This window comes from Terrabacter sp. FW104-15G4B (genome assembly GCF_058790095.1).
Genome location: NZ_JBYTCI010000016.1, coordinates 1 through 14890 on the forward strand (window position 1 = coordinate 1; position 14890 = coordinate 14890).

The window sequence follows — 14890 nt, forward strand, 5'->3', positions numbered from 1 at the left end:
GAGCTGACCACGCCCCCCGCCCTCCCCGACAACGGCCTGCGGGTCGTCGCGCTCGGCGGGCTCGGCGAGGTCGGACGCAACATGGCCGTGCTCGAGACCAAGGGCAAGCTGCTCGTCATCGACTGCGGCGTGCTCTTCCCCGAGGACCACCACCCGGGCGTCGACCTCATCCTCCCGGACTTCACCTACATCCGCGACCGCCTCGACGACATCGAGGCGATCGTGCTGACGCACGGCCACGAGGACCACATCGGAGCCGTGCCCTACCTGCTCAAGCTCAAGGGCGACATCCCGATCATCGGCTCCACGCTGACCCTCGCCCTCGTCGAGGCCAAGCTCAAGGAGCACCGCATCCGGCCCTACTCGATGGCCGTGCGCGAGGGGCAGCGTGAGCGGCTCGGGGTCTTCGACCTCGAGTTCGTCGCCGTCAACCACTCCATCCCCGACGCGCTCGCCGTCTTCGTGCGCACCGAGGCCGGCACCCTGCTGCACACCGGCGACTTCAAGATGGACCAGCTGCCGCTCGACGGCCGGCTCACGGACCTGCGTGCCTTCGCCCGCCTCGGCGAGGAAGGCGTCGACCTCTTCCTCACCGACTCGACCAACGCCGACGTGCCCGGCTTCACCACGCCGGAGCTCGAGATCGCTCCCGCCATCGACAAGGTGTTCCGGCACGCCCAGCGCCGGGTCATCGTCGCCTGCTTCAGCAGCCACGTGCACCGCGTCCAGCAGGTCCTCGACGCCGCCGAGAAGGCCGGCCGCAAGGTCGCCATGGTCGGCCGGTCGATGGTGCGCAACATGGGCATCGCCGCCGAGCTCGGCTACCTCAGGGTGCCCGACGGCATCCTCGTCGACATCAAGAAGCTCGACAGCCTGCGCGACGACGAGGTCGTGCTCGTCTGCACCGGCTCGCAGGGTGAGCCGATGGCGGCCCTGTCGCGCATGGCCAACCGCGAGCACCGCATCGACGTCGGCCCCGGCGACACGGTGCTGCTCGCCAGCAGCCTGATCCCGGGCAACGAGAACGCCGTCTACCGCATCATCAACGGGCTGATGCGCCTCGGCGCCAACGTCGTGCACAAGGGCAACGCCAAGGTGCACGTCTCCGGCCACGCCAGCGCCGGCGAGCTGCTCTACTGCTACAACATCGTCAAGCCGCGCAACGTGCTGCCCGTGCACGGCGAGTGGCGCCACATGTACGCCAACGCCCAGCTCGCCATCTCCTCCGGGGTGCGCGAGGACAACGTGGTGCTCGCCGAGGACGGCGTGGTCGTCGACCTCGTCGACGGCCGGGCCTCCGTCGTCGGCGTCGTGGACTGCGGCTACGTCTACGTCGACGGCAGCAGCGTGGGCGGGGCCGACGAGGCCCTGCTCAAGGACCGCCGGATCCTGCGCGACGAGGGCTTCATCACCTGCATCGTCGTGCTGGACGCCGCGACCGGCAAGATCGCGAGCGGCCCGGAGATCACGGCCCGTGGCTTCGTGGAGGACGAGGCCGTCTTCCAGCAGGTCATCCCCAAGGTCGAGCGGGCGATCGAGGAGGCCGTGGCCAACGGCGTCCGCGACGACCAGCAGCTGCAGCAGGTCATCCGCCGCGCGGTGGGCTCGTGGGTCGGCGGCAAGATCCGGCGCCGACCGATGATCATCCCGGTCGTGCTGCAGGCCTGAGGTGAGGGCGCAGGAGGTCGACGGCGGAGCTGCCGCCGGCGACGACGAGGACGTCGACGCGCCTGACGGCGGCTACCACAACGACGGAAGGGGCGCGGGCGACCACGGCGCCGACGAGCAGCACGCGACGGACGCAGACGACGGTATGACCGTGCCTGGCTCGAGCCGTCCCAGCCGTCCCAGCCGTCGCTGGCTCGACGTCGCCATCGGCGTCGTGCTCCTCGTGCTCGTCGCGGTCGGTGCGCTGCGCTGGTACGACTCGACGGCATACGTCGTCGTCGTGCTCCAGACGGCGGGCCCCCTCGTCGTCGTGGGGCTGGGGCTGCTCGCCGTCGTCACCCTCCTGCTGCGTCGCTGGTGGGTGCTGGTGCCCGTCGTCGTCGCGCTCGTCGTGGGGGCGGCCATCGCGGCGCCGGCGTTCCGGGCGACGACCGCGCCGAAGGCGGACATCGACCTGACCGTGATGTCGGCCAACGTGTCGCTCGGCGACGCCAACTCCGGCCAGCTCATGGATGCCGTGCGCTACCACGCCGTCGACGTGCTCGTCGTCATCGAGGCGACGCCGGCGTTCCTGCGCCGGCTCGACGCGGACGGCGCCGGCGACTACTTCACGAAGCGCCAGGGGGTCGCGCGGGCCGGCACCAACACCGGGACCATGGTCCTCACTCGCTTCCCGCTGTCGGTGCGCAGCCGCGGCACCGATCCGGGGGTCGAGGGCACGCAGAGCGTGCAGCCCGAGCTGGACGTCACCACGCCCAAGGGCGCCGTCCGCCTCAAGGTCGCCCACCCGACGGCGCCGCTGCCCGGTGACACCGAGCAGTGGCGGGCCGGGCTGCGTGCCCTGCAGACCTGGAAGCAGCGACTCGGCAGCAGGGGGCCGGTCGTGATGGCGGGGGACTTCAACGCGGGCTTCGGGCACCCGGGCTTCCGTGCCGTCGCCGAGGGCCTCGACGACGCGCAGCGCGCCGACGGGCAGGGGTGGGTGCGCACCTGGCCCTTCTCAGGCCGCGCGTTGCCGGCCTACGTGCAGCTGGACCACGTGCTCAGCCGAGGGCTGACGGTCGTGGCAGCAGGCCAAGTCGCGTACAACCGTGCGGACCACGCCGCCGTCTGGGCGAGCTACGCCCTGCCGGTGCGCTGAGCGCCTTGAGGCGCTGAGGGCGCTGAGGGCGGTGGGCGCACCCGCGCCCGCGCCGGGCCGTCACCAGGGACGCTCGACCTCCACGTCGCGCGGGTCCGCACCCTCGACGGCCCACCCGGCCTCGGTCAGGGTCCACGTCGCCTCGGTGCCGTGCTCCACGAGCCCGGCGACAGCGGTGACGAGGCGCTCGACGCCCTGGAGGGTGCTGCCGAGCCCGATGCTGGCGCGCACGGCTGTGGTGGGCCGCTCGCCCCACGGGTCCTCGAGCAGCTCGTCCACGAGCAGGTGGGCGCAGAACTTGCCGTCGCGCACGCCGATGCCGTGCTCGACGGAGAGCACCTGCGACACGAGCGCGGAGTCCCAGCCCTCGACGGTGAAGGCGACCACCCCGACGCGGTCGCTGTCGTCACCGAAGATCGACAGCACCTCGACACTGGCGACGTCCTCGAGGCCGGATCGCAGGCGCTCGAGCAGGCGCGCCTCGTGCTCCTCGATGGCCTCCCGGTGGCGGCTGATGGTGGCGCAGGCCGCGGCGAGGGCGATCGCGCCGATCACGTTGGGGCTGCCCCCCTCGTGGCGCGCGGGTCCGGTGGCCCAAGTCGTGCCGTCCTCGGTGACCGAGCGGGTGGCCCCGCCGCCGAGCAGGTAGGGGTTCCCGGCGTCGAGCCAGTCGGAGCGACCGGCGAGCACGCCGGCGCCGTAGGGGGCGTACGTCTTGTGCCCCGAGAAGGCGACGTAGTCGGCGTCCCACGCGGCGAGGTCGATGCGGCGGTGCGCCGAGAGCTGCGCGGCGTCGACGGCGACGCGGGCGCCGTGGGCGTGCGCCAGCGCGGCGAAGCGCTCGACCGGCCACACCTCTCCCGTCACGTTGGAGGCGGCCGCGACGACGACGAGGCGGTGGCGCGAGGGGTGGTCGGCGAGGGCTTCCTCGAGCAGTGCGTGCGCGTCCTCCACGGTCTGCGGGACGGGCAACCGGACCGTGCGGAAGCCCCCCCACGGCAGCAGCGTCGAGTGGTGCTCGGAGCCGAAGACGAAGACCGTCGTGCGGCTCGGCAGCGCCTTGCTCAGCAGCGCCCACGAGTCGGTCGTCGTGCGGGTGAAGATCACCGAGTCGCCCTCGCGGGCCCCGACGAACGCCGCAACCTCGGCCCGGGCCTGCTCGTACCACGCACTGGTCAGGCGCGAGGCGAAGCCGGCGCCGCGGTGCACCGAGGAGTAGGTCTCCAGCGCCCGGTCCACCGCAGCCTTCACCGTCTCGAGTGCCGGCGTCGAGGCCGCGTGGTCGAGGTTGGCGTATGCCGTGTCGCCGCGGAGCGTCGGCACGCGCAGTCCCGCACCGACGACGGTGGGCAGCGCGCGTGCCTCGGGCACGACGTGCAGGGCGCGGGTGCGCACGGCCGGAGCCGGAGAGCCGCCACAACCGGAGGCGGCACCGTGAGAGGGGTGGACGGGATTGACTGAGGGACGGGTCGAGGAGAGGACCGACATGGGAGTGCTCCTGGGGTCATGGGACCCACCCGGTGCGGGTCCGCGCTTGCCGACCTCGATCTCACGAACGGACCGAGGGTGGCCTGGTCGTCACCCGGAGCACCCCACCGCGGAGGAGGGTTGCTGGCCAGCGAGCCGGGGCTTGTCACTGGCACTCATGACCTGCGAAGGACGATAGAGCGGCGCGTCGTTCCCTGTCCACCTCTCGGTACTCGGGTGTCGCGATCTGAGACGGCCGCGGGAGGCGCCGCGCCGCTGCCTCGTCGACCGGCCTGCGCGATCCGTCCTGGTGCGCGTGTGACGCGTGAGTTCAGCGGGGCGTTGGCGTACGGTGCCAGCATGGCGTCACGACCCTCCAGCAGCCAGCGATCGAGCACCGCCGCGGCCACGCGCGCCAAGGGCGGCTCGAGCGGCGCGTCGTCGCGCCCGCCGGCAGCCCGGTCGACGCGGCCCGCGCAGCGCAAGCCGGCCACCCGGAAGCCGGCGCCCAAGACGCCGTCGAAGGCCAAGGGCGGGGGACTGCCCTTCCCGCTGGGCGCGGTCCGCAACACCTGGATGGGCGTGTCGCACCTGGCTGGGGGAGCGGTGCGCCGGGTCGGCCACAGCGCGGCCGACCTCGAGCCCGAGCACCGCAGGGACGGCATCGGCTTCACGCTGATCGCTCTCGCGGTCGTCGTGGCGGCCCGTGAGTGGTGGGGCGTCTCCGGCACCTTCGGACAGATCGTCCACGCCGTCTTCGCCGGCACCTTCGGGCGCGTCGCGTACGCCGTGCCGCTGGTGTTGCTCGCCGTGGGCCTGCGCATGCTGCGCGCGCCGCAGGACGAGGCCGCCACCAACCGCATCGTCGTCGGCACCATCGCCCTGACCTTCGCCGCGTGCGGGCTCTCGCACTTGGCCGACGGCATCCCGAACCCTCCGGACGGGGCCGACGGCATGCGCGCCGCCGGCGGAATCATCGGCTTCCTCGCCTCCAGCCCGCTGGCGGCTGCCGTCTCGACCTACGGCGCGCTCGTCCTGCTCATCCTCCTGGGCCTCTTCGGCCTGCTCGTGATCACGGCCACGCCGGTCAGCATGATCCCGACCCGGATGCACCAGCTGCGCGCCCTCGTCATCCACCACGACCACGACGACGACGAGTTCGACGACTCCGACGAGACCGACGACGCACCGGCCGCCGCGGTGAAGCGGGCCCGCCGCAAGCCGGTCGACCTGGCCGACCGCGACGGAGACGAGGCCTTCCGCCAAGCCGCCCAGAAGGCCCTCGAGGACGAGGGCTCCACGAGGCCGCGTCCCGGCGAGAAGCGCCCGACGCCTCCCGGCCTGCTGGCTCCCCGCCCCGGCGGCGAGAAGGGCGGCGAGAAGGTCATCGACGCCACCGACCCCAAGACGCTCGGGGCGCCCGACACCAGCAGGGTGGGGCCCAAGGCCGAGCTCATCCCGCCGCCGATGTCCGAGCTCCCGGCCCGCGTGGAGCAGCTGAGCCTCGGTGGGGACATCACCTACCGCCTGCCCGACCACTCCATGCTGACCCCGGGTGCGCCGCACAAGACGCGCAGCGAGACCAACGACCGCGTCGTCGAGTCGCTGACGAACGTCTTCGACCAGTTCGACATCGACGCCGCCGTCACCGGCTTCACCCGCGGTCCGACGGTCACGCGCTACGAGGTGGAGCTCGGCTCGGGCACCAAGGTCGAGCGGGTCACCGCCCTCTCCAAGAACATCGCGTATGCCGTGGCCTCGGCCGACGTGCGCATCCTGAGTCCCATCCCGGGCAAGTCCGCGATCGGCATCGAGATCCCCAACCTCGACCGCGAGAACGTCGCGCTCGGTGACGTGCTGCGCAGCCACACCGCGCGGAGCAACGAGCACCCGATGGTCATGGGTGTCGGCAAGGACGTCGAGGGCGCCTACGTCATCGCCAACCTCGCGAAGATGCCCCACCTGCTCGTCGCGGGCGCCACCGGCTCCGGCAAGTCGAGCTTCGTCAACTCGATGATCACCTCGATCCTCATGCGCTCGACGCCTGAGGAGGTGCGCCTCATCCTCGTGGACCCGAAGCGCGTGGAGCTCACGGCATACGAAGGCATCCCGCACCTCATCACGCCGATCATCACCAACCCCAAGAAGGCCGCCGAGGCACTCGCCTGGGTCGTCAAGGAGATGGACCAGCGCTACGACGACCTCGCGGCGTTCGGCTTCAAGCACGTCGACGACTTCAACAAGGCGGTCCGTGCCGGCAAGGTGAAGCCGCTGCCGGGCTCGGAGCGCCAGATCACGACCTACCCCTACCTGCTCGTCGTCGTCGACGAGCTCGCCGACCTCATGATGGTCGCCCCGCGCGACGTCGAGGAGTCGGTGGTGCGCATCACGCAGCTCGCCCGCGCCGCCGGCATCCACCTCGTCCTCGCGACGCAGCGCCCGTCGGTCGACGTCGTCACGGGCCTGATCAAGGCCAACGTGCCCTCGCGCATGGCGTTCGCGACGAGCTCGCTCGCCGACAGCCGCGTCGTGCTCGACCAGCCCGGCGCCGAGAAGCTCATCGGCCAGGGTGACGCGCTCTTCCTGCCGATGGGCGCGAGCAAGCCGATGCGTGTGCAGGGCGCGTGGGTCAACGAGTCCGAGATCCACGAGGTCGTCAAGTTCGTCACGACCCAGCTCAAGCCCAACTACGTCGAGGACGTGACCGTCGCTGCACCGAAGAAGCAGATCGACGACGACATCGGCGACGACCTCGACGTGCTGCTGCAGGCCACCGAGCTCGTCGTGACGACGCAGTTCGGCTCGACCTCGATGCTGCAGCGCAAGCTGCGCGTCGGCTTCGCCAAGGCCGGCCGGCTCATGGACCTGCTCGAGTCACGCGGTGTCGTGGGCCCGAGCGAGGGCTCCAAGGCGCGTGACGTGCTCGTGCGCCCCGACGACCTCGAGCAGACCCTCGCGCTGCTGCGCGGCGACGACGTGCCGCACCCCAACGAGCCCGCCGACCTCGTCGACCTCGTCGAACCTGCGCAGCCGTATGCCGCCCCACCCGTCGACATCGAGCCGCCGGAGGTCTCGGCCGGCTACGTCGACGAGCAGGGCGACGTCGCGCCGCAGCGCACGGCGTCGCTCGTGGCCGAGCGTGGCGAGCAGCGACGCGGCGACGACGAGACGACGGCGGTGCCGACGGCCCGGTGGACGCCCGGAGACATGACGCCCACGGTCGAGGAGGACGACGAGGAGTCCGAGGACGCCTGGAACCTCACCGACCGCGGCGGCCGCGAACGCTACTGACCCCGGCTCTCTCCAACCTCGAGAGGCCACGAACCGGGGTGCCGCGCGAAGCGCCACCCTCTCGGTTCGTGGTCTTTCGACGCTGCGGGGGTGCGGGGTGGCGCACAGCACCTCGCCGATGCTGCTGCGCGTTCTTGACGGGGCGCCACTAGAGTCCCAGTCGTGAGTGCGTCCCTCGAGCTCTGGCCGTCATCGCCTCGTCGACCGGGGCCCCCGTCGGGAATCCACCGGCTGCGTCGCAAGATCGCCGAGCTGCCGTGCGCGCTGCTGCTCTTCGCGCAGCTCGCGGCGCTGGTGGCCTATCCGTTCGTCGAGACCCGCGCGGGCGACGTCCGCGAGACGGGCCGGGCGATCTTCGGACTCATCGGCCTCCTCGTGCTCTTCCTGGCCGTCCGTGCGGTGCGTGCCACGCCGGCCCTCACCTGGGTCGCGATCGTGCTCGGCGGGCCCGTCGTGCTGCTGACGATCGCGGAGGCGGTGTGGCCCGCCAACGACGTCATCGCGTTCTGGAGCGCCCTGCTGCACGCGCTCTTCTACTTCTACACCGGCTACGGGCTGCTCCGGTACATGTTCGCCGACAACTGGGTGACCCGCGACGAGCTGTACGCGACCGGCGCGACGTTCACGGTCGTCGCGTGGGGCTTCGCCTACCTCTACGTCGCCGTGCAGCTGCTGTGGCCCCACTCGTTCACGATCTACGGCGAGGCTGCCCCCGGCACGCGCACGTGGTTCGAGCTGCTCTACCTGTCGATCACGACGATGACCTCGACGGGCCTGTCGGACATCATCGCCGTCGAGCCGCACGCCCGCGCGTTCGTGCTGCTGCAGCAGATCGCGGGCATGCTCTACGTCGCGCTCGTCGTCGCTCGCCTCGTCGGGCTGACCATCGCCCGCTTCCGCCAGTAGGCGCGAACGCCCGGAGGGCGTATGCCGTGTGCCCGGGCGGCGCTCAGACGGCGCCGTCGAGCTCGGCGAAGGTCCGCAGGCTCGGGGCCCGGGTGGCCTGCAGGTCGCGGGCCACGGCCTCGACGTCGTGCATGACGCGCAGGGTGTTGCCACGGACCAGCCGGGCGACGTCGGCCTCGGACCACGAGCGCTCGAGCAGGGCGGCGACGAGCCGGGGGTAGCCGCTGACGTCCTCGAGGCCGACCGGGAAGGTGTCGGTGCCGTCGTAGTCGCCGCCGAGGCCGATGTGCTCGACGCCGGCGACCTCGCGGACGTGCTCGAGGTGTGCGACGACCTGCGCGATCGTCGCGTCGGGCTTGGGGTGCTCGCGCTGCCAGATGGCGGTGAACCGGCCGAACGCCTCCCAGTCGCGGGCCTCGACGCCCAGCTGCGCGGCTGCGGCCGCTGCCTCGACGCGCCAGGCGGCCGTCGCGGGCGAGACGAACTCGGGCACGAAGGTCACCATGCACACGCCGCCGTTGGCTGGCAGCGCCGCCAGCACCTCGTCGGGCACGTTGCGGGGCGTGTCGCACAGGGCGAGCGCCGACGAGTGGCTGAAGATGACCGGCGCGTCGGTCGTCTCGAGCGCGGCGCGCATCGTCGTCGGCGCGACGTGGCTCAGGTCGACCATCATCCCAAGCCGGTTCATCTCGCGCACGACCTCGCGGCCGAACTCGCTCAGGCCGCCGACGACAGGGACGTCCGTCGCGGAGTCGGCCCACGGCGTGTTGTCGTTGTGCGTCAGCGTCAGGTAGCGCACGCCGAGCACGTGGAGCAGCCGCAGGGTCCCGAGCGAGCAGCCGATGGAGTGGCCGCCCTCGGCTCCCAGCAGCGAGGCGACCCGACCCGACGCGGTGGCCGCGTCCACCTCGTCCGCGGTGCGGGCGAGAGCCAGCCGGTCGGCATACGTCCCGATCATGCGGTGCACGCCGTCGACCTGCTCGAGCGTCGCGATGACAGCCGAGTCTCCCTGGAGGGTGCTCGGCACGAAGACCGACCAGAACTGCGCCCCCACGCCGCCCGCCGCGAGACGGGGCAGGTCGGTCTGGGTCGTCGTGAGGGTCCCGGCGATGTCGAGAGCCTGGAAGTCGTAGCCGGTCAGCTCCCTTGCCGCCCAGGGCAGGTCGTTGTGGCCGTCGACGAGGGGGTGCGCCCGGAGCAGCTCACGGGCCCTCGCGAGGGCGTCGTCGTGGCCGGGAGGGGCGGTTCCGAGCATGTCGGCCATTGAACACCCCGGCATCTAGAGTGGACGCATGACCCCTCCCCACCCGAGCGCCCACAGGAGCGTCGCACTCGTCACCCTCGGGTGCACGCGCAACGAGGTCGACTCCGAGGAGCTGGCCGGACGGCTGCTCGCGGAGGGCTGGCGTCTCGTCGACGACGCCGCCGAGGCCGACGTCGCCGTCGTCAACACCTGCGGCTTCGTCGAGCAGGCCAAGAAGGACTCCATCGACGCCCTGCTCGAGGCCTCCGACCTCAAGGGCGAGGGAGGCCGCACCCAGAAGGTCGTCGCCGTGGGTTGCCTCGCCGAGCGCTACGGCAAGGAGCTCGCCGACCAGCTGCCCGAGGCCGACGCCGTGCTCGGCTTCGACTCCTACCGCGACATGAGCACCCACCTGCAGACGATCCTCGCGGGCGGGCACGTCGAGAGCCACACGCCGGGTGACCGCCGCACCCTGCTCCCGCTCACGCCGGCCAAGCGCCAGCAGGGGTCTGCGTCCGTCGCGCTCCCCGGCCACGGCGACGCCCCGGCCCTGGCCGACGACGACGTGCCGACCCCCGCCTCGGGCCCGCGGGTCATCCGCGCCCGCCTCGACGGCCGCCCCTGGGCGCCGCTCAAGATCGCCTCCGGCTGCGACCGGCGCTGCTCGTTCTGCGCGATCCCGATGTTCCGGGGGGCGTTCGTCTCCCGCCGTCCCGCCGACGTCGTCGCCGAGGGCCGCTGGCTCGCCGAGCAGGGCGTCAAGGAGCTCTTCCTCGTCTCCGAGAACTCCACGAGCTACGGCAAGGACCTCGGCGACCTCGCCCTGCTCGAGAAGCTGCTGCCCGAGCTGACGGCGATCGAGGGCATCGAGCGGGTCCGCGTCTCCTACCTCCAGCCGGCCGAGATCCGTCCCGGGCTGCTGCGCGCCATGGCCGACATCCCCGGCGTCGTGCCCTACTACGACATCTCCTTCCAGCACGCCTCCGAGCCGCTGCTGCGCTCGATGCGCCGCTTCGGCTCGCGCGAGGCCTTCCTGGACCTGCTGGCCCGCGTGCGCGCCGACGCCCCGGAGGCCGGCATCCGCTGCAACGTCATCGTCGGCTTCCCCGGCGAGACCGAGGCCGACCTCGCCGAGCTCGAGGCCTTCCTCACCGAGGCTCGCCTCGACGTCGTCGGCGTCTTCGGCTACTCCGACGAGGACGGCACCGAGGCGGAGTCGTATGCCGGCCACCTGGCCCCCGAGGTCGTGGCCGAGCGCCTCGACCGCTTCACCCGGCTCGTCGAGGAGCTGAACGCCCAGCGCGCCGAGGAGCGCATCGGCGAGCAGGTCGTCGTCCTCGTCGAGGAGATCGACGACGAGAACGGTTCGGTCATCGGTCGGGCCGACTTCCAGGGCCCCGACGTCGACGGCGTCACCATCGTGCACGTCCCCGAAGGAGCCCCGGCGCCCCAGATCGGCGACCTCGTGCCGGCCGTCGTCGTCGGCACCGAGGGGATCGACCTCGTCGCGGAGCCGCGATGACCCCACAGACCTTCCACCGGGGGGAGGGGCCGGCGCCCCGACCCACCGACTGGAACCTGCCGAACGCCCTGACGGTGCTCCGCTTCCTGCTCGTCCCGGTCTACGCCGTGCTGCTCTTCATGGACGACGGCCACCAGCCCTGGTGGCGCTTCTGGGCGTGGGTCGTCTTCGCGCTCGCTGCGGTCACCGACGGGGTCGACGGCAAGATCGCGAGGCGCCGCGGCGAGATCACGAACTTCGGCAAGGTGGCCGACCCCATCGCCGACAAGGCGCTCACGGGGACGGCCTTCATCGGCCTGTCGTTGCTCGGTGTCGTGTGGTGGTGGGTGACCGTCGTCATCCTCGTGCGCGAGATCGGCATCACCGTCATGCGGTTCGTCGTGATCCGCCACGGGGTCATGCCGGCCGGGCGCGGCGGCAAGCTCAAGACGATGCTCCAGACGCTGTCACTGGGCGCGCTGACCTTTCCCCTCTGGGTGCTCCCCTTGGGTGGAGCCTGGCTGCTCGTCGCCTATGTCGTCCTCGGTGCGGCGCTCGTCATGACGGTCGTCAGCGGCGTCGACTACGTCTTCAAGGCGGCGCGCCTGCGGCAGACGAGCGATCGCACCCTGGCCCGACGGGCCGCGCGGGCCGCGCGTGGCACGCGGCAGGCCCGCCTGACGAGCGGCGGAGCGCAGCCCGGGCCCGACCCGTTGACCGGGCCGCCTGGTGGCGCGGTGCCCCCCGAGCGGACCGCGAAGCGGGACTGACGTGGGTGAGGCCGCCGTCACCCCGGGGTCGCTGCTCGTGAGCGCGTTGACCGGGTCCGGCCAGACCCTCGCCTGCGCCGAGTCCCTGACCGCCGGCCTCGTCGCGGCCACCGTGGCCGACACGCCAGGAGCCTCCGCCGTCCTGCTCGGGGGAGTCGTGGCGTACGCCGCCGAGGTCAAGACGCTGCTGCTCGACGTCCCCGCCGAGCTCGTCGCCCGGGTCGGGACCGTCGATCCCGCGGTGGCGGTCGCCATGGCCGAGGGCGTACGCCGACGGTTCGGTGCCACGTGGGGCCTTTCCACGACCGGGGTGGCGGGGCCGGGGCCGTCCGAGGGCAAGTCCGCCGGCACGGTCCACGTCGCCGTAGCCGGACCCGAGGGAACAGCGACCCGCCGCCTGGAGTTGAAGGGGAGCAGGGCGCAGATCCGCTCCGGCACCGTCGACGCGGTACTGCGGCTCGCGCTCGAGCAGACGGGCGCCACTGGCCGAAGTCCCGCCCCGCCGTCATAGCCTCGGGGTACGGTAGGGCTGTCGAGCCGCCCCGAGGCGGCCCCGCAAGACACCCCGGCACCACACCAGCGACCTGAAGGAGGACGGCATGACGACCCTGTTGCGACGCGAGCTCGGTGACGTCCTGCGGGAGCGCCGGCGCGCCCAGGGTCGCACCCTGCGCGAGGTCTCTGCGACGGCCGCGGTGTCCCTCGGCTACCTCAGCGAGGTCGAGCGCGGCGAGAAGGAAGCGTCGTCCGAACTGCTCGCCTCCATCTGCGGGGCCCTGTCGCTCCCGCTCTCGCAGGTGTTGATCGACGTGTCCAGCAGGATGGCCGAGAGCGAGGGACTGGCCGAGGCCGTCCCACTGCCCGTCCCGTCGGGCGACGTGGTGTCCGCCTCCGCTGCCTGATCGTCTACCGTTCTGGGGTGCCCTCGCCCTACTCCGACCTGGATGCACGTCTCGACCGCGTGGGGGAGGTCCACCGCGGGGCCGTGGTATCCGTGTGGCTGGGCGACCTCGCCGGCAGGGTGAGGTACGAGCGCGACGCCCTCGCGCCGCACTACGCCGCGTCGACGATGAAGCTGCCCCTGGTCATCGCGGGCTTCCGTCGTGCCGCCCGGGGCGAGCTCGACCTGGCGGCCCCGGTCCGCGTCAGCGGCACCTTCGCCTCCGTTCACGACGGCTCTGCCTTCGCGCTCGACGAGTCCGAAGACCAGGACCCGCAGACGTGGGCTGCCGTGGGCTCCACGCGCACCGTCGCCGAGCTCGCCGAGCAGGCGATCACGCACTCGAGCAACATCGCCACCAACCTGCTCATCGACGTCGTCGGGCTGGACGAGGTCGCCGAGGTCCTGCGTCTCGTCGGCGCCTCGCCGGCCACCGTGGTGGGTCGCGGCATCGAGGACGCCGCCGCGCGGGAGGCCGGGATCACCAACACCGTGACGGCCGGCGACCTCGGGAAGGTCATGGCGGCGGTCGGCCGGCGCGAGCCCGCCCTCGGCGGCGACCCGGTGCTCGCGCCCGTCGAGGCGCTGCTGGCCCGTCAGGTGCACCTCGACCAGGTCCCGGCCGGGCTGCCACCGGGCACGCCGACCGCCAGCAAGTCCGGGTGGATCCCCGGGGTCTCGCACGACGTCGCACTCGTTCGCCCCGAGGAGGAGCCGCCCTTCGTCCTGGCCGTCTGCACCAGCGTCGACCTCGACGAGGCCGAGGCGGCCGCCTTCGTCGCCGGCATCGCGCGGGACCTGTGGCACGTCGGACACGCAGACGGAGGGCCAGCCGCGTGACGACGATCAACCGGGTCGCGACGACGATCTCCTCCGTGGCCCTGCACACGCCTTTCGTCACGGCGCTGCGCCGCACCGAGACCACCGACACCGTCGTGGTGACGGTGACCGACAGCGACGGCCGCACCGGCTGGGGCGAGGCCCCGCAGGTGTGGCAGGTGACGGGGGAGTCGCTCGCCGGCGCGACGGCCTGCATCGAGACGATGCTGGCCCCCGTCCTGCTCGGACGCCGCCTGGACGACCGCGACGACCTGGCCGCCGCCGCTGCCCTCGTGCAGCGCACCGTCGCCCGCAACTTCGGCGCCAAGGCTGCGCTCGATGCCGCCCTGCACGACGTGCTCGCCCAGGTGGAGGGCACCTCGGTCGCGGCCGTGCTCGCCGGCCGGCCGGACGGCATACCACCCGTGCTCACCACCGACGTCACGCTGTCGGCGGGCGCCGCCGGCGCGCTCGCCGACACTGCCCGGCAACGGGTCAGCGAGGGCTTCCGCACGCTCAAGATGAAGGTCGGCACCGACGCGAGCACCGACGTGCAGCGGGTGGCCGCCGTGCGTGACGCGGTCGGGCCCGACGTCGCCATCCGCCTCGACGCCAACCAGGGCTGGAGCCGGGAGGAGGCCGTGCAGGTCATCCGGGCGCTCGAGGCCGCCGACCTCGGGGTCGAGTTCGTCGAGCAGCCGGTTGTGGCCGAGGACGTCGAGGGGCTGGCGTGGGTGCGTGAGCGGGTGGGCCTGCCCGTCATGGCCGACGAGTCCTGCTACGGACCCTTCGAGCTCGAACGCATCATCCGGCTCGGGGCAGCCGACCTGGTCAATGTCAAGCTGGCCAAGTCCGGCTCCCTGACGGTCGGCCTCGACATGCTGCGACGCGCCCACGAGGCCGGACTGCGCACCATCGTCGGCTCCATGATGGAGAGCCACATCGGCGTCGGCGCAGCGGCAGCGCTCGTGGCGGCCGAGCCGACGACGGAGGTGAGCGACCTCGACGCCGCCTGGTGGTCGGTGAACTCGCCGGTCGACGGCGGAATCTCTTACTCGGGCAACCAGATCCGTGTGCCAACGGCAGGCGGCTTCGGGATCACGGGTTTCGCAGCAGACGCCTGACCGGCCCCGGTGACGAGGAG

General features: G+C 72.4%; 12 protein-coding genes and 1 riboswitch. Of the genes, 10 read left to right on the forward strand and 2 right to left on the reverse strand.

Features of this window, described 5'->3' with window-relative positions; genetic code table 11:
* Positions 1 to 1668: ribonuclease J (locus AC3WRT_RS13310; RefSeq protein WP_492722624.1), on the forward strand; the 1668-nt coding region annotated here is incomplete at its 5' end.
* Between the two features lies 1 nt (position 1669).
* On the forward strand, positions 1670 to 2809 hold the full coding sequence (locus AC3WRT_RS13315; RefSeq protein WP_492722626.1) for an endonuclease/exonuclease/phosphatase family protein: 1140 nt from the start codon (positions 1670 to 1672) through the stop codon (positions 2807 to 2809).
* A gap of 60 nt (positions 2810 to 2869) precedes the next feature.
* Here AC3WRT_RS13315 and AC3WRT_RS13320 read toward each other — a convergent pair whose 3' ends face one another.
* The gene (locus tag AC3WRT_RS13320) at positions 2870 to 4204 is read right to left on the reverse strand and encodes an aminotransferase class V-fold PLP-dependent enzyme (RefSeq protein ID WP_492722628.1); all 1335 of its coding nucleotides are present in this window, start codon (positions 4202 to 4204) and stop codon (positions 2870 to 2872) included.
* A gap of 130 nt (positions 4205 to 4334) precedes the next feature.
* A riboswitch (SAM riboswitch) is annotated at positions 4335 to 4460 on the reverse strand.
* Between the two features lie 176 nt (positions 4461 to 4636).
* Here AC3WRT_RS13320 and AC3WRT_RS13325 point away from each other — a divergent pair.
* Both AC3WRT_RS13325 and AC3WRT_RS13330 read left to right on the forward strand, forming a co-directional pair.
* Positions 4637 to 7567 carry an FtsK/SpoIIIE family DNA translocase gene (locus AC3WRT_RS13325; protein WP_492722630.1) on the forward strand — a complete coding sequence of 977 codons (2931 nt, stop codon included), beginning with the start codon at positions 4637 to 4639 and terminating at the stop codon, positions 7565 to 7567.
* Positions 7568 to 7729: 162 nt separating this feature from the next.
* Complete coding sequence (locus AC3WRT_RS13330; RefSeq protein ID WP_492722632.1) at positions 7730 to 8473, forward strand: ion channel; 744 nt, start codon at positions 7730 to 7732, stop codon at positions 8471 to 8473.
* Between the two features lie 43 nt (positions 8474 to 8516).
* Here the strand turns inward: AC3WRT_RS13330 and AC3WRT_RS13335 are convergent, their stop codons facing one another.
* On the reverse strand, positions 8517 to 9737 hold the full coding sequence (locus tag AC3WRT_RS13335; protein ID WP_492722634.1) for a dipeptidase: 1221 nt from the start codon (positions 9735 to 9737) through the stop codon (positions 8517 to 8519).
* A 28-nt stretch (positions 9738 to 9765) separates the two neighbouring features.
* On the opposite strand from AC3WRT_RS13335, the gene rimO reads away from it, so the two are divergent.
* The 6 genes from rimO (at position 9766) to AC3WRT_RS13365 (ending at position 14870) form a co-directional block, all read left to right on the forward strand.
* A complete protein-coding gene (rimO, locus tag AC3WRT_RS13340; RefSeq protein WP_492722636.1) occupies positions 9766 to 11238 on the forward strand; it encodes a 30S ribosomal protein S12 methylthiotransferase RimO in 1473 nt (490 codons plus the stop codon).
* Positions 11235 to 11987, forward strand: coding sequence for a CDP-diacylglycerol--glycerol-3-phosphate 3-phosphatidyltransferase (gene pgsA, locus AC3WRT_RS13345; protein WP_492722637.1), 753 nt, complete (start codon positions 11235 to 11237; stop codon positions 11985 to 11987). The genes rimO and pgsA overlap by 4 nt, the downstream gene beginning before the upstream one ends.
* Position 11988: 1 nt before the next feature.
* Positions 11989 to 12498, forward strand: coding sequence for a CinA family protein (locus AC3WRT_RS13350; RefSeq protein WP_492722639.1), 510 nt, complete (start codon positions 11989 to 11991; stop codon positions 12496 to 12498).
* A gap of 88 nt (positions 12499 to 12586) precedes the next feature.
* Positions 12587 to 12889 carry a helix-turn-helix domain-containing protein gene (locus AC3WRT_RS13355; RefSeq protein ID WP_492722640.1) on the forward strand — a complete coding sequence of 101 codons (303 nt, stop codon included), beginning with the start codon at positions 12587 to 12589 and terminating at the stop codon, positions 12887 to 12889.
* Between the two features lie 17 nt (positions 12890 to 12906).
* Entirely contained in the window at positions 12907 to 13767 is an 861-nt protein-coding gene (locus tag AC3WRT_RS13360) for a serine hydrolase (protein ID WP_492722642.1), read from the forward strand.
* Positions 13764 to 14870 carry a dipeptide epimerase gene (locus AC3WRT_RS13365; RefSeq protein WP_492722644.1) on the forward strand — a complete coding sequence of 369 codons (1107 nt, stop codon included), beginning with the start codon at positions 13764 to 13766 and terminating at the stop codon, positions 14868 to 14870. The genes AC3WRT_RS13360 and AC3WRT_RS13365 overlap by 4 nt, the downstream gene beginning before the upstream one ends.
* Positions 14871 to 14890: the final 20 nt, after the last annotated feature.

Coding starts and splice junctions, on each gene's coding strand:
- AC3WRT_RS13325 (WP_492722630.1), top strand. CDS start 4,637: ATGGCGTCACGACCCTCCAGCAGCCAGCGATCGAGCACCGCCGCGGCC.
- AC3WRT_RS13335 (WP_492722634.1), bottom strand. CDS start 9,737: ATGGCCGACATGCTCGGAACCGCCCCTCCCGGCCACGACGACGCCCTC.
- rimO (WP_492722636.1), top strand. CDS start 9,766: ATGACCCCTCCCCACCCGAGCGCCCACAGGAGCGTCGCACTCGTCACC.
- pgsA (WP_492722637.1), top strand. CDS start 11,235: ATGACCCCACAGACCTTCCACCGGGGGGAGGGGCCGGCGCCCCGACCC.
- AC3WRT_RS13355 (WP_492722640.1), top strand. CDS start 12,587: ATGACGACCCTGTTGCGACGCGAGCTCGGTGACGTCCTGCGGGAGCGC.